Source organism: Streptomyces sp. NPDC060209 (assembly GCF_042728155.1).
In the GTDB taxonomy this organism is placed as follows: Bacteria; Actinomycetota; Actinomycetes; order Streptomycetales; family Streptomycetaceae; genus Streptomyces.
Genome location: NZ_JBHWZS010000030.1, coordinates 19,267 through 37,789, shown reverse-complemented (window position 1 = coordinate 37,789; position 18,523 = coordinate 19,267). Strand labels below are relative to the sequence as shown.

General features: G+C 71.0%; 18 protein-coding genes and 2 pseudogenes. 9 read left to right on the top strand and 11 right to left on the bottom strand.

Annotated features, from left to right (window positions below):
• Positions 1-61: 61 nt before the first annotated feature.
• Positions 62-691 carry a TetR/AcrR family transcriptional regulator gene (locus tag ACFWFI_RS09125; protein WP_387387353.1) on the top strand — a complete coding sequence of 210 codons (630 nt, stop codon included), beginning with the start codon at positions 62-64 and terminating at the stop codon, positions 689-691.
• A gap of 142 nt (positions 692-833) precedes the next feature.
• Positions 834-1,577, top strand: coding sequence for a bifunctional DNA primase/polymerase (locus ACFWFI_RS09120; protein ID WP_387387351.1), 744 nt, complete (start codon positions 834-836; stop codon positions 1,575-1,577).
• Between the two features lie 82 nt (positions 1,578-1,659).
• On the opposite strand, the gene ACFWFI_RS09115 is transcribed toward ACFWFI_RS09120, so the two are convergent.
• The 5 genes and pseudogenes from ACFWFI_RS09115 to ACFWFI_RS09095 form a co-directional block, all read right to left on the bottom strand.
• Entirely contained in the window at positions 1,660-2,658 is a 999-nt protein-coding gene (locus ACFWFI_RS09115) for an SCO2278 family lipoprotein (RefSeq protein ID WP_387387350.1), read from the bottom strand.
• The gene (gene efeU, locus ACFWFI_RS09110) at positions 2,570-3,505 is read right to left on the bottom strand and encodes an iron uptake transporter permease EfeU (RefSeq protein WP_387387348.1); all 936 of its coding nucleotides are present in this window, start codon (positions 3,503-3,505) and stop codon (positions 2,570-2,572) included. The genes ACFWFI_RS09115 and efeU overlap by 89 nt, the downstream gene beginning before the upstream one ends.
• 45 nt (positions 3,506-3,550) lie before the next feature.
• Complete coding sequence (efeB, locus tag ACFWFI_RS09105) at positions 3,551-4,822, bottom strand: iron uptake transporter deferrochelatase/peroxidase subunit (RefSeq protein ID WP_387387346.1); 1,272 nt, start codon at positions 4,820-4,822, stop codon at positions 3,551-3,553.
• Between the two features lie 14 nt (positions 4,823-4,836).
• Complete coding sequence (gene efeO / locus ACFWFI_RS09100) at positions 4,837-5,973, bottom strand: iron uptake system protein EfeO (protein ID WP_387387344.1); 1,137 nt, start codon at positions 5,971-5,973, stop codon at positions 4,837-4,839.
• A gap of 189 nt (positions 5,974-6,162) precedes the next feature.
• A pseudogene (locus ACFWFI_RS09095) lies at positions 6,163-6,840 on the bottom strand (heme ABC transporter ATP-binding protein); the annotation flags it as partial.
• Between the two features lie 92 nt (positions 6,841-6,932).
• On the opposite strand from ACFWFI_RS09095, the gene ACFWFI_RS09090 reads away from it, so the two are divergent.
• Complete coding sequence (locus ACFWFI_RS09090; protein ID WP_387387343.1) at positions 6,933-7,607, top strand: PhzF family phenazine biosynthesis protein; 675 nt, start codon at positions 6,933-6,935, stop codon at positions 7,605-7,607.
• Positions 7,608-7,629: 22 nt separating this feature from the next.
• Here the strand turns inward: ACFWFI_RS09090 and ACFWFI_RS09085 are convergent, their stop codons facing one another.
• Positions 7,630-8,295 carry a biliverdin-producing heme oxygenase gene (locus ACFWFI_RS09085; protein ID WP_387387341.1) on the bottom strand — a complete coding sequence of 222 codons (666 nt, stop codon included), beginning with the start codon at positions 8,293-8,295 and terminating at the stop codon, positions 7,630-7,632.
• 156 nt (positions 8,296-8,451) lie between these two features.
• Positions 8,452-9,309, bottom strand: coding sequence for a type I methionyl aminopeptidase (gene map / locus ACFWFI_RS09080; protein WP_387387340.1), 858 nt, complete (start codon positions 9,307-9,309; stop codon positions 8,452-8,454).
• A gap of 58 nt (positions 9,310-9,367) precedes the next feature.
• Here map and ACFWFI_RS09075 point away from each other — a divergent pair, with 58 nt between their 5' ends.
• Positions 9,368-9,604, top strand: a complete 237-nt coding sequence (locus tag ACFWFI_RS09075; RefSeq protein WP_387387339.1) for a hypothetical protein — start codon at positions 9,368-9,370, stop codon at positions 9,602-9,604.
• A gap of 85 nt (positions 9,605-9,689) precedes the next feature.
• Here the strand turns inward: ACFWFI_RS09075 and ACFWFI_RS09070 are convergent, their stop codons facing one another.
• Entirely contained in the window at positions 9,690-10,292 is a 603-nt protein-coding gene (locus ACFWFI_RS09070; RefSeq protein ID WP_387387338.1) for a hypothetical protein, read from the bottom strand.
• Between the two features lie 120 nt (positions 10,293-10,412).
• Here ACFWFI_RS09070 and ACFWFI_RS09065 point away from each other — a divergent pair, with 120 nt between their 5' ends.
• The 3 genes from ACFWFI_RS09065 (at position 10,413) to ACFWFI_RS09055 (ending at position 11,738) form a co-directional block, all read left to right on the top strand.
• A complete protein-coding gene (locus ACFWFI_RS09065; RefSeq protein WP_387387336.1) occupies positions 10,413-10,748 on the top strand; it encodes a hypothetical protein in 336 nt (111 codons plus the stop codon).
• 10 nt (positions 10,749-10,758) lie between these two features.
• Positions 10,759-11,469: an NADPH-dependent F420 reductase gene (npdG, locus tag ACFWFI_RS09060; protein WP_387387335.1), complete on the top strand. Its 711-nt coding sequence runs from the start codon at positions 10,759-10,761 to the stop codon at positions 11,467-11,469.
• An 80-nt stretch (positions 11,470-11,549) separates the two neighbouring features.
• The gene (locus ACFWFI_RS09055) at positions 11,550-11,738 is read left to right on the top strand and encodes a hypothetical protein (RefSeq protein ID WP_387387334.1); all 189 of its coding nucleotides are present in this window, start codon (positions 11,550-11,552) and stop codon (positions 11,736-11,738) included.
• 17 nt (positions 11,739-11,755) lie between these two features.
• On the opposite strand, the pseudogene ACFWFI_RS09050 reads toward ACFWFI_RS09055, so the two are convergent.
• Together ACFWFI_RS09050 and ACFWFI_RS09045 are read right to left on the bottom strand one after the other, a co-directional pair.
• Positions 11,756-12,286, bottom strand: a pseudogene (locus ACFWFI_RS09050) (IS5 family transposase); the annotation flags it as partial.
• Between the two features lie 22 nt (positions 12,287-12,308).
• Complete coding sequence (locus tag ACFWFI_RS09045; protein WP_387387333.1) at positions 12,309-13,211, bottom strand: LysR family transcriptional regulator; 903 nt, start codon at positions 13,209-13,211, stop codon at positions 12,309-12,311.
• Between the two features lie 98 nt (positions 13,212-13,309).
• Here ACFWFI_RS09045 and ACFWFI_RS09040 point away from each other — a divergent pair, with 98 nt between their 5' ends.
• Positions 13,310-14,053, top strand: coding sequence for an SDR family oxidoreductase (locus ACFWFI_RS09040; RefSeq protein WP_387387331.1), 744 nt, complete (start codon positions 13,310-13,312; stop codon positions 14,051-14,053).
• Between the two features lie 224 nt (positions 14,054-14,277).
• Here ACFWFI_RS09040 and ACFWFI_RS09035 read toward each other — a convergent pair whose 3' ends face one another.
• Positions 14,278-15,090: a site-2 protease family protein gene (locus tag ACFWFI_RS09035; RefSeq protein WP_387387329.1), complete on the bottom strand. Its 813-nt coding sequence runs from the start codon at positions 15,088-15,090 to the stop codon at positions 14,278-14,280.
• Between the two features lie 123 nt (positions 15,091-15,213).
• Between ACFWFI_RS09035 and ACFWFI_RS09030 the strand changes: the two genes are divergently transcribed.
• Positions 15,214-18,519: a BTAD domain-containing putative transcriptional regulator gene (locus ACFWFI_RS09030; RefSeq protein WP_387387328.1), complete on the top strand. Its 3,306-nt coding sequence runs from the start codon at positions 15,214-15,216 to the stop codon at positions 18,517-18,519.
• Positions 18,520-18,523: the final 4 nt, after the last annotated feature.

The window sequence follows — 18,523 nt, the reverse complement described above, 5'->3', positions numbered from 1 at the left end:
TGGGTGGGCCGGCGCCCTACAAGACGATACGTATCGGACCGTGAGCCTCTAGGCTGGCCGTATGTCACAGCACAAGGTCCCCGACTCCAGCCGCCGCAGCGACCGCTCCCGCCGCGCGATCCACGACGCCGCGCTCGCACTCGTCGGCGAGGTGGGGTATGCGAAGACGACGATCGAGGGTATCGCCGCCCGGGCCGGGGTCGGCAAGCAGACGATCTACCGCTGGTGGCCGTCGAAGGCGGCCGTGCTCATGGAGGCGTTCCTCGACATGGGCGCCCGGCAGGCGGCGGAGGCGGACGGAGCGGGAGGCGGCGGCGAACACGGGATTCCGGACACCGGCGACCTGGCGGCCGACCTCAAGCTGGTCCTGCGGGCCACGGTCGACGAGCTCAACGACCCCGCGACCGAGGCGCCCACCCGGGCCCTGACCGCCGAGGGCGTCATCGATCCGGCGCTCGGGGCCCAATTCGTAGAGAATCTGCTCGAACCCCAGCTTCAGTTGTATGTCACACGCCTGCTCTCCGCCCAGGAGGCCGGCGAGGTGCGCGCGGACGTCGATCCGCGCATCGCGCTGGAGCTCCTGATCGCCCCTCTCACCCACCGCTGGCTGCTGAGAACGCTTCCGCTCACCCATGCGTACGCGGACGCCGTCGTCGATCACGCCCTGCGCGGGCTCTTGATCCGGCCATGAAGCCGGCAGTGCATTTCGTGACATTCCGTACGGGTGTGACGACCTCTGCGCGACGGCCCGAGCACCCCGCTTGGGAAGTCCGGCCACTCGAGGAGCAGGATGGTGGGACCATGGAGAGGTAACCGCTGAGGTGAGGGGATTGATGGGCGCCGATTCCGGCCGCTACCGCGGCACAGAGGGCAGGATTTCCCAGTGGCTGCGCAGGCGGCCGAAGGCACAGCCGGAAGCCGACGAAGCGGTGCGGCTGGCGCTGCTCCTTGCCGTCGCCGAGGCAGGGATGCCGATCTCACCCGCCGCGCACCCGTCCGGATACCGATGTTCGTGCGAACGCGTCGGTTGTCCCACGCCCGCGCGGCACCCCATCTCGTTCGCCTGGCAGACGCAGTCCACGACGGACCGCGCCCAGGTCGAACGCTGGGCGGCCAATCAGCCGCTGGCCAACTTCATCACCGCGACGGGCATGATCCACGACGTCCTGGACGTCCCCCTCACCGCAGGGCTCGCCGCCTTGGAGCGGCTCACCGCTGCGGGGATCGACGTCGGCCCCGTGGCCCAGTCCGGTACCGACCGGATGCTCTTCTTCACCGCCACCCGCGGCACCCCGGACGACGAGGACGAGTGGTGGCCGTGCGAGCTGGACTGCCACCCCGAGACCATGGACGAGCACCCAGGGCTCCGCTGGCACTGCCGCGGGAGCTACGTCCTCGTGCCGCCCGCCCGGCTCCCCGGTGAGGTGGACGTGCACTGGATCCGCGGACCGGAGAACCCGCTGCCCGACCCGCTGACCCTGCTGGAGACGCTCACCGACGCCTGCGCGAGGTATGCGGACACGGCCGACGCGAGCGACCTCGACCACGATTCGGTGGCCTGGCCGCTCAGTCGCTGAGAGCGCCCGCGGTCCGGCCGCCCGGCCGCCGAGGGACCCGCCGGGCAACAGGGCCCGTGCAGGGCCCTGCCGTCCGAAGCGGTCAGGAGCCCTGCGCCGCGACCAGGCCGGGCAGCCGGTTCAGCACGCGCACCTTGCCGTCCGCGTCCCCCGCGCCCTTCTTGGGCACGTAGACCAGCTGGCTGGAGACCCGCTCCTTGGTGAGGGTGCTCTTCACCTCGCCGGTCAGCAGCGCCTGCACGTCCGCCGTGACCGTCGGCCGCAGCCCCTCGGCCGCCGTCTGCCGCTCGAAGTGCTTGCTGCTGAAGAAGACCAGCGCTCCGCCGTCCTCCGTCGTCAGGCCCAGCGGCGCGAACGTCCCGGATTCCAGCGCCTGGTCGACGAACTGGTACGAGAAGCCGGCCCTGCGGGTGTTCTTCCGCGCGTCCCGCCAGCCCGAGGTCATCGACCCCGGCGCGAACACATCCGGTGCGCCGTCACTGAGGTAGCCCGTGTACGTGGTGCTCAGGTCCGCCGGCGGGGTGGCCAGCGCGGCGTCCGTGTCCGCCGAGGGCACGGGCTGCGCCCAGCCGTCGGCGTCCTTGCGGAACTTCGGGATCTCCGACGGTGAGGCCACCGCCAGGTAGGAGACCTTCCACGGCGCGTCCGGCCCGGTGCGGACGAACGTCAGCAGCCAGCGGGTGTCCAGCTTCCCGCCGTCCTGGTCGCGGTTGGAGTCGGTGTCCGCGAGGAACCAGCGCGGCCAGCCCGCCTTCTTGGGAATGACGTACGAGGCGTCCGTCAGCTCCAGCGGCTTGTGCTGCGCGTTGCCCTCCGGACTGGTCTTCCGCCGCGCGGCCAGACCGGCCTGGTTGATCGCGCCCAGCGAACCGGTCACCCGGTCCTCGTCGAGCGCCGGATCGTATGCCTTGTCCGCCTTGTTGTAGGCGACGGTGAAGTCCTCCAGGGCCTTCGCGGCCTCGGACTTCGTCGCTCCCGGCACGACTTCCAGTTCACCGTGTACCGTCACGCAGCCGCTCGCCGTCACGACCAGTACCGTCGTCGTCGCGAGCCCCGCCGCCAGTCGACCCAGCCTTCTCATCCGTTGCCTTCTGCGCCTTCTGATCCGTCGTCCGCACTGACCGCCTGAACCCTACCGGGGCGAGGAACAGCGCGAGCGCGGGGATGAGATACAGCGCCCACACCGTGACCTGAAGAACGGTCGGATCGGCCTGGAAGTTGAAGACTCCCTTGAGCAGGGTGCCGTACCAGCTGTCCGGCGGAACCGTGGTCGTGATGTCGAACGCCTTGTTCTGCAGGCCGCCGAGGAAGCGGGCCTCCTGCAGGTCGTGCACGCCGTAGGCCAGCACGCCCGCCGCCACCACCACGAGCATGCCGCCCGTCCAGGTGAAGAACTTCGACAGGTTGATCCGCAGCGCACCCCGGTAGAACAGCCAGCTCAGCACGATGGCGCTCGCGATGCCCAGCAGCACCCCGATCAGGGGCGACGAGGAACCCTCACCGCTGGCCCGCACCGACGCCCACACGAACAGCGCGGTCTCCAGACCCTCACGGCCGACCGCCAGGAAGGCGGTGGCCACCAGGGCGCCGGTGCCCATCGCGAGCGCCGCGTCCAGCTTGCCGTGCAGCTCCCTCTTCAGATGCCGCGCGGTACGCCGCATCCAGAACACCATCCAGGTCACGAGCCCGACGGCGATGATCGACAGTGACCCCCCGAGCATCTCCTGCGCCTCGAACGTCAGCTCCTGGGAGCCGAATTCGAGCGCGGCGCCGAAGGCCAGCGAGATGGTGCAGGCGATGGCGATGCCGATCCACACCGGGCGCAGCGCGTCCCGGCGGCCGGTCTTGACCAGGTAGGCGACAAGGATGCAGACGACCAGGCCGGCCTCGAGCCCCTCGCGCAGGCCGATCAGATAGTTGCCGAACATGCCGGTCCTTCCACGGTGCAGCAGGTCATGAGAACAACGCCCGGGTCATGAGAACAACGCCCGGCCCCACCAGTCGTCCGTGTCACGGACGCCGGGCGGAACGGCGAAGACCGCCGAACCCACGTGCTGGATGTATTCGTTGAGGGCGTCCGAGGCCCCGAGACTGCGCTGCACCGGGATGAAGCCCGTGCGGACGTCCCGCTGGTAGGCCAGGAAGAAGAGTCCCGCGTCGAGCCTGCCCAGACCGTCCGTACCGTCGGTGAAGGAGTAGCCGCGACGCAGGATCGTCGCCCCGTTGTTGCTGTCCGGGTGCGCCAGGCGCACGTGCGCGGTCGGCAGCATCGCCTTCAGGAACGGCTCGTCGCGCTCCTTGGCCTTGCCGACCGGAGCACCCTCACCCTTGTCGCGGCCGAAGATGTCCTCCTGCTCCTGCAGCGGAGCGCGGTCCCACGTCTCGATGTGCATGCGGATGCGCCGGGCCACCAGATACGAACCCCCGGCCATCCAGTCCGTCCCGCCGGCCCACACGTGCTTCTTCAGAGCGGCGTCGTCCGTGCCCGAGATGTTCCGGGTGCCGTCCTTGAACCCCATCATGTTGCGCGGGGTCTGAGTACCGGGCGTCGTCGAGGACGTCTTGCCGAACCCCAGCTGCGACCAGCGGATGGCGGTGCGTCCCATCCCGATCCTGGCGAGGTTCCGGATGGCGTGCACGGCGACCTGCGGGTCGTCCGCGCACGCCTGGACGCACAGATCCCCGCCGCTACGGGCGGCGTCCAGATTGTCGCCGGGGAACTTCGGCAGGTCCACCAGTGCTTCGGGCCGCCGTTCGTCGAGGCCGAAGCGGTCCCTGGCGAACAGGGACGGGCCGAAGCCCAGCGTGAGCGTCAGCCGGGACGGCCTGAGGCCCAGCGCCTCGCCCGTGTCGTCCGGTGGGGCCTGGGCCGGCCCTCCGTACGCCCCCTCGCCCACGGTCCGTCCGGCCGTCATCCGCTCGGCGGCCCGGGTCCATTCCTCGAGGAGGGCGATCAGTTCGGCCCGGTCCTCCGTCGTCACGTCGAACGAGGCGAAGTGCAGCCTGTCCTGGACGGCGGTGGCGATCCCCGCCTGATGCGCTCCGTGGAAGGGCACCGCCGCACCGCTGTCCGAGGCCGGCTCCGTACCCTCGCCGGAACGCACCGCGGCGGCCGTGCCGCCCGCCGCCACGGCGCCGAGCGCCAGCCCGGCGCCGCCCCAGCCGAGCAGCGCCCTGCGCGACGGGGCGGGGGAGTGGCCGGCGCCCTCGCCCTCGCCCTCGGTCCCGATCTCGGTCTCGGTCATGATCGGGCTCCCGCTTACTTCGTGACCGCGGCGGCCAGCTTGGACAGCGGCTCCGCGAGCGCGTTGACCGCGTCCGAGAGCTCCTTGCGCTCCGCCTTGCCGACCTTGTCGTACGAGGTGAAGTCGTAGGAGGCCTTGTCCGCGCGGTACTTGTCCAGCAGGGTGTCCAGCGCCGCGAACTGCTTGTCCAGGGAGGCGGTCAGCGCGGCGTCGTTCTTCGACGCGATCGGCTTCAGGAGCTCGTAGGACTGCTCCGCGCCCTCGACGTTCGCCTTGAAGTCGACGAGGTCGGTGTGGCTGTAGCGCTCCTCCTCGCCGGTGACCTTGCCGGTGGCGACCTCGTCGAGGAGCTCCTTGGCGCCGTTGGCCATCGAGGTCGGGGTGATGTCGGCCCGGCCGACCCGCTTCTGCCAGTCCAGCAGGTCCTTGTAGAGGGTGGGCGCGAGGGCCTTCTCCTCGGCGCCCAGCTTCTTGTCCTGCCACAGCGCCTTCTCCAGGCGGTGCCAGCCCGTCCACTTCTGGCCGTCCTCCAGGCCGTCCTCGCGGACGTCGACCTTCGGGTCGATGTCACCGAAGGACTCGGCGACCGGCTCGGTGCGCTCCCAGCCGATCCGGGAGCCGGCGTACGCCTTCTTCGCCGCCTCGATGTCGCCCGCGGCGACGGCGTCCGTGAAGACCTTCACCTTGGGCAGAGTCTCGTCGGCCTGCGCCTGCACGTAGGTGCGGTAGCCGGCGACGGCCTTGTCCATCTCCGGGCTGCGCGCGGCGGCCTTGCCTCCGGTGACCTCGACCGTCTGCCGGATGCCCTTGCCCTTCATGCCGGGCTTGCAGGCGATCTCGTACGTGCCGGCCTTGATCTCGGCCGTGATCTTCGCCTTGGTGCCCGGGCCGATGTTCTCGCGCTCGGTGACGATCCGGTCGTCCGGGAAGAGGACGTAGACCTCGGTGACCTTGGATCCCTTGTTCTCCACGGCGAGTTCGACGTGGCCGGCCGGGATCTTCGTCGACGACACCTCGCAGGAGTCGTCCTTGGCGACCACCTCGACGGCGCCGGCGCCCTTGCCGTCGCTCTTCTCGGCGCAGCCCGTGACGGCAGTCAGTGCGGCCACCGCGGCGACAGCGGTGACGACGGAGGAACGAACGGCTCGCATGCGGGGCTCCACAAGGGTGAAAGAGCGGAAGGGTGGTGCGGACGAACAGCAGGTGAGGCGCGCCTAACTTAACCGTGCCTAACCTCACCGGTGCCAGTCATCGAGGTGATTCAGGTCTCACTCGCCCGGGCTGGAAACGGCCCGATCACGGTGCCCTCATGGGAAACCCACAGGAAGGTCAAACGCGGGTCAAGCAAGCCTTTTCGGTACGACGAGCGGTACCCCGGTCCGCGGATGGGGGAACACCTCGACCGGCTGCCGGTACACCTCGCCGAGCAGCGTGTCCGTGAACACCTCGGCGGGCGGCCCGGCCACCGCGACCCGGCCGCCGTGCAGCACCACGGCCCGGTCCGCGTACGCCGCCGCGAGGCCGAGGTCGTGCAGCACCACGACCACCGCGTCCCCGGCGGCGGCACGCTCGCGGCAGATCCGCAGGACCAGTTCCTGATGGCGCAGATCCAGCGCGGCCGTCGGTTCGTCCAGGAGCAGCAGCGGGGCGCGCTGCGCCAGCACCCGGGCCAGGGCGACCCGGGCGCGCTCGCCGCCGGACAGCGCGGAGAACGGGCGGGCGGCGAACCCGGTGACCTCCGTCGCGGCCATCGCGGCAGCGACCACGGCGTCGTCCTCGTCCTCACGGGCCGTACCCGCCCAGGGTGCCCGTCCCATCCGTACGACGTCCTCGACCGGGAACGGGAAGGCGAGCGCTGCGGACTGCGGCAGAACGGCCCGGCGCAGGGCCAGTTCGGGGGCCGGCCAGTCGGTGGCCGGCCGGCCGTCGATGCGCACCTCGCCGCTGTCCACGGGCAGGTCCGCGGCGAGCGCCGCCAGTAGCGTCGACTTCCCGGCTCCGTTCGGCCCGACGCGGGCCCAGCCGCCAGAAGAAGAACGGGCTGCCGAAGAGGTCAGCACGCCGAGCCCCCTTGGCGTCAGGGGCCCCCGCGCGGTGCTTGAATGCGCATGTGAACGACTTCGACGTACCCGACGGCATCGACGTACTGCGTGTGTTCTGCGGCCCGGACGGCCGCCACGGCAACGCGCTCGGCGTCGTACGCGACGGGCGCAGGTATCCGGACAACGAGTCCAGGCAGGCGCTCGCACGGAAGCTCGGCTTCAGCGAGACGGTGTTCGTGGACGACCCGGAGCGCGGCACGGTCGACATCCGCACGCCCGGGCTGCGGCTGCCGTTCGCGGGGCACCCGCTCGTCGGCGCCGCCTGGCTGCTCGACCTGGAGGTCCTCGAGCTGCCCATCGGGGACGTGACGGCCCGCCAGGACGGCGAGTTCACCTGGATCTCGGCCCGCCCGGAATGGGCGCCGCCGTGGGCGCTGGAGCGGTACGAGTCGGTCGCCGAGGTCGAGGCGCTGACGGGGCCGCCGCCCGGCGAGGGCTGGCTCTACGTCTGGGCCTGGGAGGACGAGGCCGCGGGCCGCGTACGGGCGCGGGCCTTCCCGCGGCGCGACGACGGGGGGATCGAGGAGGACGAGGCGACCGGTGCGGCGGCCATGCTGCTGAGCGCCGAGCTCGGCCGCGCCCTCAACATCACACAAGGACGCGGCTCCCAGATCCTCGCCGCACCCGCGCCTGACGGCACGACGGAGGTAGGGGGCCGCGTCCTTCTCGTGGTCACATCCTGACCGGGGCCCACGTGGCAGGCCGTTACGCGCTGAGCGGGAAGACCTCGCCGAGCTCGCGGAAGACGGCGGTGTTCAGCGCGAAGGCGCGCTTGCACTCGTCGATGATGCGCTGCTTCTCCAGGTCGTCGGCGTTCACCGCGTCCAGCAGCTCCCGGTACTCCCGCTTGAAGGCGGCCGGGTTGGAGATCTGCTCGAACACGTAGAACCGAACCCCGTCGCCCTTGCGCTCGAAGCCCCAGGTCTTCTCCGCCGTGCCGCGGATGATCTGGCCGCCCGAGAGGTCGCCGAGGTACCGGGTGTAGTGGTGCGCTATGTATCCGGCGGGCCACTCGCGGGCGCACTCGGCCACCCGCGCGGCGTACGCGGCCGTGGCGGGCAGCGGCTCCAGCCCCTCGCGCCACCCCTCGCCCCGCAGGTGGGCGAGGTCGCGCTCCAGCTCGGCCGTGCGCATCAGCTCCGGCTGGATGAAGGGCCCGGCGACCTGATCCTCACCAAGGGCCTGCGCGCCGTCCTCCAGCGCCCTGTAGACGAACCACAGCTGCTCGGTGTAGCGCGTGTACGCGTCCACTCCGAGCTGTCCGCCGAGCATGTCGCTCATGAAGGTCGAGGACTCCGCCTCAGTGTGCTGCTCGTGCGAAGCGGTGCGGATGAGAGTCGAGAAAGGCGTGGTGGTGGCGGTCGAGTCCAAGGCGGGCCTCCGGGGACCGAGGGGACGGGAAGTCCGGACAAAAATGCGTAAACCGGCAGCAGCTGTACACGCCGCCGCGCACCGATATGCTGATCCTCCTACTTAGGTTTACCTAAGTCAACAGGTTCCCGACCGTCTGTCGGTAAAAGCGACGCGCTACGGAAGCGTCAGGATCTCCGCTCCGGTCTCGGTCACCACCAGTGTGTGCTCGAACTGCGCGGTCCGCTTCCGGTCCTTCGTCACGACGGTCCAGCCGTCGTCCCACATGTCGTAGTCATGGGTCCCGAGCGTCAGCATCGGCTCGATGGTGAACGTCATCCCGGGCTGCATCACGGTCGTCGCGTGAGGGCTGTCGTAGTGCGGGATGATCAGGCCGGAGTGGAACGAGGAATTGATCCCGTGCCCCGTGAAGTCCCGCACGACCCCGTAGCCGAACCGCTTCGCGTACGACTCGATGACGCGCCCGATCACATTGATCTGCCGTCCGGGCCGCACCGCCTTGATGGCGCGGTTGAGCGACTCCCGGGTGCGCTCCACGAGGAGCCGCGACTCCTCGTCGACGTCGCCGCAGAGGTAGGTGGCGTTGTTGTCGCCGTGTACACCGTCGATGTACGCGGTGACGTCGAGGTTCACGATGTCGCCGTCCCGCAGCACGGTGGAGTCGGGGATGCCGTGGCAGATGACCTCGTTGAGCGAGGTGCAGAGCGACTTCGGGAAACCCCGGTAGCCGAGGGTCGACGGATACGCGCCGTGGTCCACCATGAACTCGTGGGCGACCCGGTCGAGTTCGTCGGTGGTGACCCCCGGGGCGATGTGCTTGGCGGCCTCCTCCATCGCCTGCGCCGCGATGCGGCCGGCGATCCGCATGCGCTCCACGGTGTCGGAGTCCTGGATCTCCGGCCCGGTGTACGGCGTGGGCGCGGGCTTCCCCACGTACTCGGGGCGCCGGATCCTTCCGGGAACGGAGCGGACGGGAGTGATCTCCCCTGGTACGAGAAGCGACTGGCCAGACATGTCAGCGAGTCTAACCAGCAGGCTCGGGGCACCATGGCAAGGAGGAAAGGATCCCGCAATGGCCCTGTTCAAGAAGCGCACGGTGGGCAAACCGGGCGAATGGTACTACTGCCTGGAGCACAAGAAGGTCGAGGAGGGCCCCGAGTGCCCCGGGAAGGACCGATTCGGCCCCTACGCCACCCAGGGGGAGGCGCAGCGCGCGATGGACACGGCGCGTGAGCGGAACCTGGAGTGGGAGAACGACCCGAAGTGGCACGACCGCTCGGACAGGCCGACGGACGAGACACCGGACTAGCCGCCGGACTGGTCGCCGGACTGGTCGCCGGACTGGTCGCCGGGCCCCGGCAGGTTCGCGATCCAGGGCAGGTTCGAGGCCCCGGTCACCAGCGGGCCGGTGGCGGGGCCGTCAGCTGGTCGGCCAGGCGGGAGAGGCGGTCGCGGAACGTGCGGCGGCCCCGGGGGGACGGGGTGCCGTTCTCTCCCGCCGCCGCGCTGACCAGGTGCTGGACCGTGTCCAGATCGACCTCGTCCTCGTCGGAGACCGTGAGCGCCTCGTGGGCGAGGCCCCGCACCTCCGGGTCGCCGCCGTCCAGCGCGAGCACGGTCGCGCCCGCGCGGCGCGCGTCGTGGACGCGTTCCAGCAGGCCGCTGCCCGGACGCTCGGGCGCCACCACGAGCAGCGTCTCGCCACGCCCGGCCGCCTCGATCCGGCCCAGACCGACGGCCAGCTGCACCGGGTCGTTCGGCTCCACCCGGTGGCGTACGAGAGTGGGCCGCAGTTGCGGCAGGCCCGACCATGTGGACTCGTCCACCAGGTGCGCGGCCATGTGCCACGGCTCGTAGACCTCGGTCCCCACCAGCAGCAGCCCGCCGCCCTGAGGGACGACCGACGACCGCAGGGTCCGGGCGAACCCCCGTGCCGCCGCGGGCCACTCGGTCCCGGCCAGTACTTCGCGCAGCAACGCGACACGCACAGCATCCATGACCCGGCATCATGCCCCCAACCGCCCGCCCCCGGCTGCCCGAACGCGGCAGTCCACCCGGACGGGAACTGCCGGGAACCGGCACTGCCGCCCGCTCGCCGGTCCTGCCACGATGACGCCATGACCACCGCACACACCTTCGCCCTGGCCTGGATACTCGGCTGGACGCTGCTGGTCCTGCCGCTGTCGATCGCGCTCCTGTGCGGCTGGGCCTCCGCATGGGTACGCCGCCGCGCCACGCCTCGCATGCTGCGGATGCGCGGCATCGGAGGCCTGATCCTCTGGGCGAGCGCCGTGACGTCGGCCGTACTCCTGTCGGCCGGGGTCTACGGCGACCGGTACTACCTCGGGGTCCTGGTGGGACCGGTGGCGGTGCTCGCCGCGATCGTCCTGGTCGCGGTGACGGATGTCGCGGAGCGGCGACGGGGCAGGGTGCCCTTCCCTACCTCGCAGTAGGGTCGGCGCCATGACTACGAATGACAGTGGAAGCGCCCCCAAGCCCCCCGCCAAGGACCCCTGGGACCTCCCCGACGTGTCCGGCCTGACCGTGGGCGTACTCGGCGGAACCGGCCCCCAGGGCCGCGGTCTCGCCTACCGCTTCGCCCGCGCCGGACAGAAGGTCGTCATCGGCTCGCGCGCCGCCGACCGTGCCGAGGCCGCCGCCGCCGAGCTGGGCCACGGCGTCGAGGGCGCGGACAACGCGGAGTGCGCGCGCCGCAGCGACGTCGTGATCGTCGCCGTACCGTGGGACGGCCATGCCAAGACGCTCGAGTCACTGCGCGAGGAGCTCGCCGGAAAGCTCGTCGTCGACTGTGTCAACCCGCTCGGCTTCGACAAGAAGGGCGCCTACGCCCTGAAGCCCGAGGAGGGCAGTGCTGCCGAGCAGGCAGCCGTCCTGCTGCCCGACTCCCGGGTCACCGCCGCCTTCCACCACCTGTCGGCCGTGCTCCTCCAGGACGAGGCGATCGAGGAGATCGACACCGACGTCATGGTGCTGGGAGAGGCACGCGCAGACACCGACACCGTGCAGGCGCTCGCGAGCCGTATCCCCGGCATGCGCGGCGTCTTCGCCGGCCGGCTGCGCAACGCGCACCAGGTCGAGTCGCTCGTGGCGAACCTGATCTCCGTCAACCGCCGCTACAAGGCACACGCGGGGCTGCGCACCACCGACGTGTGAGCCCGTGCCCGGAGCCGAATCGGGCGTGAGGGACACTGGACGGGACCACGCACCATCCCCGGACAGGAGCACCAGCCCTCATGCCCCGCCTCGCTCTCTACGCCAGCATCGTCTGCGTCCTCGCCGTCGCCGCAGCCGTGGTGTCCTTCGTCGAGGGCAGCCTCCTCGGGATCGTCTGGGTGCTGCTCGCCGGCCTCTCCTCGAACATGGCGTGGTTCTACGTGCGCAAGCACAGGGCGGAATCCCGCGCCGAGGCCGCCGCGCGCTAGGAGTTGTCGTCAAAGTGTCACGCCCGCATCAGCAGCGAGGCGAGGGTGACGGCGGCCTGGTAGGACTCGGCGGTTTGTCGTAGCGGGCCGCGATGCCGCGCCATTGCTTCAAGCGGTTGAAGCACCGTTCCACGACGTTGCGCTGCTTGCAGATTTCGCGATCGACTGTCGGGGGGCGTCCGCCGAGGCTGCCGCGCCGGGCCCGGTTGCGGATCTGGTCGGCTCGTTCCGGGATGGTGTGCGTGATGCCCCGGCGCCGCAGCCAGGCCTCGCCTTCGAGCTGTAGCCCTTGTCTCCCAGGACGTGTTCGGGTCGCACGCGGGGTCGGCCAGGACCGGTGCGGGGCACCCGTATCGCCTCCATCACGGCGGTGAACTGGGTGCAGTCGTTGGTGTTCCCGCCGGTGAGAACGAAGGCGAGTGGTCGGCCGACAGCGTCGCAGACCAGGTGAATCTTGCTGGTCGGTCCGCCTCTGGAGCGGCCGAGCGCGGGGTTCCGGAGCCCCCTTTTCGGGCTCCGGCCGCGCGCTGGTGGGCTCGCACGATGGTTTGGAGACACCTCCGCGAGGGGTCAGCTGATCGGCAGCGTGCTGTTCTCCTGTCGGGAGGCTGTGCCGAGCAATGTACGTGCGACGTCTTCCAGGGATCCGAGCAGCGGGTTCAGGTCGCCGGCGCGCGTGACGAGCACGAGCTCGCAGGGATCGATGTCGATGACGGGCACCAGGGCGATGTCCTCGCGCACAGCAGCGCGTCGATCGGCGGCAGGGAAGATCGCGACACAGTGGCCGGTGGCGATGAGTTCCAGCTTGTCCTCGTAGCTGTCGTCCATCGCGGGCGGGGGTGGTGCCGGGCGGTCGTCGACCGGCTTGGGCGTGCTCCAGACAACCGGAGTGCTGACGCAGGCCACCAGTTCCTCGTCCGACAGAGCCCGCAGGCTGACGGCTTTCTCGTTCGCCAGATGATGACTCGCCGATGTGACGAGTACCCGCGATTCCTGATGGAGCTTGGTCACCCTAAAGCCGTCCGTGGGGAAGGGCAGGGGCCTGTACACAACGAGGGCGTCGACCCGCCCCTCGGCGAGGGCGCGCGTGTCCCGCCAGTCGAGGTGCCGGGTGCGGACCTGGCCGTCGGGGTGTCGGCGGCGCAGTTCCTGCACACAGGCGGTGATGACCAGTCCTTCGGCGCAGCCGACGGTGACGGTACGGGGCTGGACGGCGGCTCTGGCCGTGCGAGCGGCTTGCTCGGCCTCTTGGAGCAGTTTCCGGGCCCTGGGAAGGAATGCCTGACCGGCGTCGGTGAGGCTGCTGCCCTGCGGCGAGCGGTCGAAAAGCCGGACACCGAGCTGAGCCTCAAGTCGCTGGATCTGGCGGCTCAGCGACGGCTGTGCCAGGTGCAGCTTGGTGGCGGCCCGACCGAAGTTGCCGTACTCAGCCACGACTGTGAAATAGCGCACGAGCCGGAGATCGACGTCCATTCGCCCAGGGTACGTCGCGCGTCGTCATACGCCTGGGGCATGACGGCATACGGAACAGGTCTTGGACAGGGTGTGCGGGTGGATATTGGCTTGAGGGCATGACCACTTATGACGGCAAGAAGATCGTGATCACGGGCGGAAGCAGCGGTATTGGCCTCGCTACGGCCCGGTTGTTCGCGGACGGTGGGGCGCAGGTACTGATCACCGGCCGCACCCGATCCACTCTGGACGCCGCGCTTGAGCAGCTGGGGGACAAGGCGGTCGGGGTCCGCAGCGACGCCGCGTCCATGAAGGACATCAAGGCGCTGGCCGGCACGGTCCAGGAGCGGTTCGGTGCGGTGGACGCGCTGTTCGTCAACGCCGGCGTCACCGAGTCCGCGCCGTTCGACTCGACGACGGAGGAGATGTACGACACGCTGTTCGACATCAACACCAAGGGCCCGTACTTCACGGTGCAGGCGTTGGCGCCGCTGTTGCGCGAGGGAAGCGGCGTGGTCCTCACCACGTCGGTGGTGAACGTCCTGGGCCTCGACACGCTCAGTGTCTACTCGGCGAGCAAGGCAGCCCTGCGGTCGATGACGCGCACCCTGGCCCGCGAGCTGCTGCCGCACAAGGTGCGGGTCAATGCCGTGAGCCCCGGCCCGACCGACACGGGCATCCTGGACCGCTCCGTCCCCGCCGACGTCGCCGAGACGATAAAGGACACCTACCGGAGCACCAACCCGATGCAGCGGCTGGGGACGTCCGAGGAAGTGGCCGCCGCGGTGGCGTACTTGGCGTTCGGTGCGACCTTCTCGACGGGAACGGAGTTCCCTGTCGACGGAGGGGCGTCGCAGCTCTAGGCCGTTTGCGCAGAGTCGCGTCGTCGCCCGAAGGGCAGGCGGGACTTTGAAGACGGGCCCTAAGGGCTGTCCCGTAATGCCCGGTGGATCAGCGCGCGGCGTCGGATGCGGTGCATCGCAAGGCGGAGGGGCATCCTCATACTGGGCGTATTCGGGCGACCCGACAACGCGGCGAGGTGCCGTAGCTGTCGTCGTGCGCCCGCCGGGGGATTACGGGACAGCCCTTAGCGGATCATCGCGCAGCCCGGGTCCTGGTCGCCGAACCACTCCTGCCAGAAGCGGTAGGTGTCGAGCCCGCAGTAGGTCTCGACCTCGTTGACGCCCAGGCCCCGCAGCAGCGCGTCCACCGCGTCGAAGAAGACCCCGTTGACCTCCGGGATCCACAGGAGCGCGAAGACCGCGATCAGCCCGAAGGGCGCGAACGGCTCCACCTGACGCCGGATTTTGTACGACAGCCACGGCTCGATCACGCCGTAGCCGTCGAGCCCCGGGACCGGCAGGAAATTCAGGATCGCCGCCGTCACCTGGAGCAGCGCGAGGAACGCCAGCGCGAGCCGGAAGGACAGCGGGACGCCGTCCAGGGCGCCCAGCCAGAACGGCGCCGTGCAGACGACGGCGAACAGCACGTTCGTCAGGGGGCCGGCCGCCGAGATCAGGCTGTGCTTCCAGCGCCCGCTGATGCGGCCCCGCTCGATGTAGACCGCCCCGCCCGGCAGGCCGATGCCGCCCATGATCACGAACAGCACGGGCAGCACGATGCTCAGCAGCGCATGGGTGTACTTGAGCGGGTTGAGTGTCAGATAGCCCTTCGCCCCGATCGAGATGTCGCCGCTGTGCAGGGCGGTGCGCGCGTGCGCGTACTCGTGGAGGCAGAGCGAGACGATCCAGGCCGCTGTGACGAACAGGAAGACCGCGAAGCCGGTCTGCTCGGCGAAGTCCGTCCACACCGCCCAGCCCGAGACGGCCATGACGGCGACGATCCCGAGGAAGATCGGACTGACCCGCCGGTCGCTGGGACGGCGGAACGCGGTGGTCATCGGCGGCACTCCTGAGGGCTGGACGGCGGCTGAGGCCCCCGAGAGTACGGGTGACACGGCGAGAACGTCTCACAGGTGGGTGGTAGTTCCACGGAGGGCGGACCCGTCACGGACAATGGGCGCGTGCACTACGGCATCCTCGGTACCACCCGCGCTCTCCGCGCCGACGGCACGGCCGTCGCCCTCGGCGGGGCGCGGCTGCGCGCCCTGCTCACCGTGCTCGCCCTGCGCCCGGGACATACGGTCCCGGCCGGGCACCTCGTCGACGAGGTGTGGGACGGCGACCCGCCCGCCGACGCCTCCGGCGCCCTCCAGGCACTCGTCGGCCGCCTCAGGCGTGCGCTGGGCCGGGACGCGGTCGAATCGGTGGAGAACGGCTACCGTCTCGCCGCCGACCCGGACGCCGTGGACCTGCACCGCTTCGAGCGGCTCGCGAAGGAGGGCGCCCGGGCGCTGGAGGAGGAGGGCGATGCGGCGAAGGCCGCCACGATCCTCGACGACGCGCTCGCCCTGTGGCGCGGGCCCGCCCTGGCCGACCTGCCGGACCGCGCCGTGGCGGCGGCCCGCTGGGAGGCCAGGCGCCTGGACGCCCGCCGGACCCGGATCGAGGCCGTCCTCGCGCAGGGCCGTGCCGACGACGCCCTGCCCGAACTCGCCGGGCTCTGCGCCGACCACCCGCTGGACGAACCCCTGCAGGCCCTCCGTATCAGGGCACTGCGGGACGCAGGCCGCACCGCGCAGGCACTCGCGGTGTACGACGAGGTGCGCACCCTGCTCGCCGACCGGCTGGGCACCGACCCGGGACCCGCCCTGCGAGCCCTGTACGAGGGGCTGCTGCACCAGGACCCGCCCGCCCCCGCCCCCGCTCCCACCCCCCTTCCCGCCCGGCACGGCAATCTGCGGGCCAGGCTCACGAGCTTCGTAGGGCGTGAGGCGGACATCGCGGACCTGGGCGAGGACCTGACCCGGGCCCGGCTGGTCACCCTCCTCGGACCCGGTGGCGCGGGGAAGACCAGGCTGTCCCAGGAGGCCGCCGAGACGGTCGCCGCCTCCTGGCCGGACGGCGTCTGGCTGGCGGAGCTCGCGCCGGTCGACGATCCCGAAGCGGTGCCGGAGGCTGTGCTCACCGCCCTCGGTGGCCGTGAGACGGTGCTGCGCGGGGCGGGCGCCGAGGAGATCCGGGCGGCGGAGCGGGGCGCGGGCGAACCGCTCACCCGGCTCACCGAACACTGCTCCGGGCGTCGCATGCTGCTGCTCCTGGACAACTGCGAGCACCTCATCGAGGCGGCCGCGGCCCTCGCCGACCACTTGCTGGCCCGCTGCCCCGGTCTCACCGTCCTCGCCACCAGCCGTGAGCCCCTCGGCGTGCCGGGCGAGTTCGTCCGGCCGGTCGACCCGCTGCCCGACCCGATGGCGCTGCGCCTGCTCGCCGAGCGCGGGGCCGCAGCGCAGTCCGGCTTCAGGGTCGACGCGGACGAGCGGACTGCGGCGGCCTGCGCCGAGATCTGCCACCGCCTCGACGGGCTTCCGCTCGCGATCGAACTCGCCGCCGCCCGGCTGCGCATGCTCACCCCGCGCCAGATCGCCGACCGCCTCGACGACCGCTTCCGTCTCCTGACCAGCGGCAGCCGCACCGTGCTGCCCCGCCAGCAGACCCTGCGGGCGGTCGTCGACTGGTCCTGGGACCTCCTGGACGAGGACGAACGCACCGCCCTGCGCCGGCTGTCGGTCTTCTCCGGCGGCTGCACCCTCGCCGCCGCCGAGGCGGTCTGCGCGGAACGCCCCCAGGAGGCGTACGACGTCGCCGGGGTGCTCGGCTCGCTGGTCGACAAGTCCCTCGTCGTCGCCGCCCCCGCAGCGGACGGCGGGATGCGCTACCGCCTCCTGGAGACCGTCGGTGAGTACGCCGCCGAACGGCTCGAAGAGGCAGGGGAGCGGGACGCCGTCGAACGGCAGCACCTCACGTTCTACCGGGAACTGGCCCGCACCACCGACCCCGAACTCCGGGGCGCCGGACAGCTCGCCGCCCTCGAACTCTTCCAGCGCGAGTACGAGAACCTGCGCACGGCCCTGCGGCATGCCGTCGCCGCGCGTGACGAGCAGGAATCGCTCAGCATGGTGCTCTCGCTCGCCTGGTACTGGCAGATGCGTGATCTGCGCAGCGACGCCCTGCAGTGGTCCGAAGCCGCCGCGGCGCTCGGCCCCGATCCGTTCGCCGTGCCCGCCGCTCCCGCGCCCTCGCTCACGGAACGCTGCACCGACGCGCCGCCGCCGTTGGGTCCCGAAATGCTCCAGGAGGCGCGGCGACAGGTGGCGCTGGTCCAGATGGCCAGCCTGGACCACGCGATGGACGTCTGGGCGAACGAGGCCGGTATGGCGCGACTGCGGGTCATCGCCGCCACCTACCGGGCCGGCCAGCCACAGACCTGCCGCAGCCCGGGCTCTCTCTGGTTCTTCGCCGTAGTGCTCACGGGGGACAGCTCGGACCTGCGCGGGCTGCTGGACGAGACGGTCCGCGCCTCACGGGAACTCGGATACGACTGGGACCTGGCCGCCGCGCTCCAGATGCGTGCCAACGTACTGGCCAACCGGCCCGACTGGGCGGGCGCGGCCCTCGCGGACGCCGACGAGAGCCTTGAGATCGTCCGCCGTCTCGGCGACGACTGGGGTGCGGCGGAGGCGCTCTCCTCGCGCGGCGAGGCCAATGAGAAGAAGGGCGACTACACCCGGGCGGCCGACGACTACCAGGCCGCGATCGGCTACGCGGAGAAGCTCGGCGCCCGGGCCCAGGTGCTGGTGCTCCGCACCCGGTACGCCTCCGCACTGATCGAGCTCGGCCGCGGCGCGGAGGGGGAGGCGATCCTTCGGGAGGTCCTCACCGAGGGGCGGCACGTCGGGCACGAGGGGACGGCGTTCGCCCGGTTCTTCCTGGCCATGTGGCTGGGCACGGCCGGCCGCACCGTCGAGGCTCGCGAGCAACTCGGCTTGTTGTACGAGGATTTCAGGTCCGCGTCCATCGGGGTCTTCGAGGCGTTCGTGCTGGGCGGCATGGCCTGGCTGGACAATCAGGAGGGGCTGTACGCGGACGCCCTGGTCCGGAGCCGGGAGGCGCTGGCACGGGCCGACGACCGGTTGTCGCAGATGGTGGCGCCGCAGATGCACCTGCTCTACCTGGTCACGGTGGCGCGGGCACTGGGCGGGCTCGGCGGGGAGCGCCGGGCCGCCCTCGCGGCGCGGCTGCTGGCCGCCGGACAGGCGCTGCTGCCGGAGGGGTACGTACCGACGTCGATGGAGCGGGACAACTACGCCGCGGCGGAGGAACTGGCCCGCGGTGTTCTCGGGGACGCCGCCTACGACGCCGCGTACGCCGAGGGCGGCGGCCTCTCCCAGGAGGAGGCCACCGCCCTCGTCGACGCGTACCGGGACTGATCCG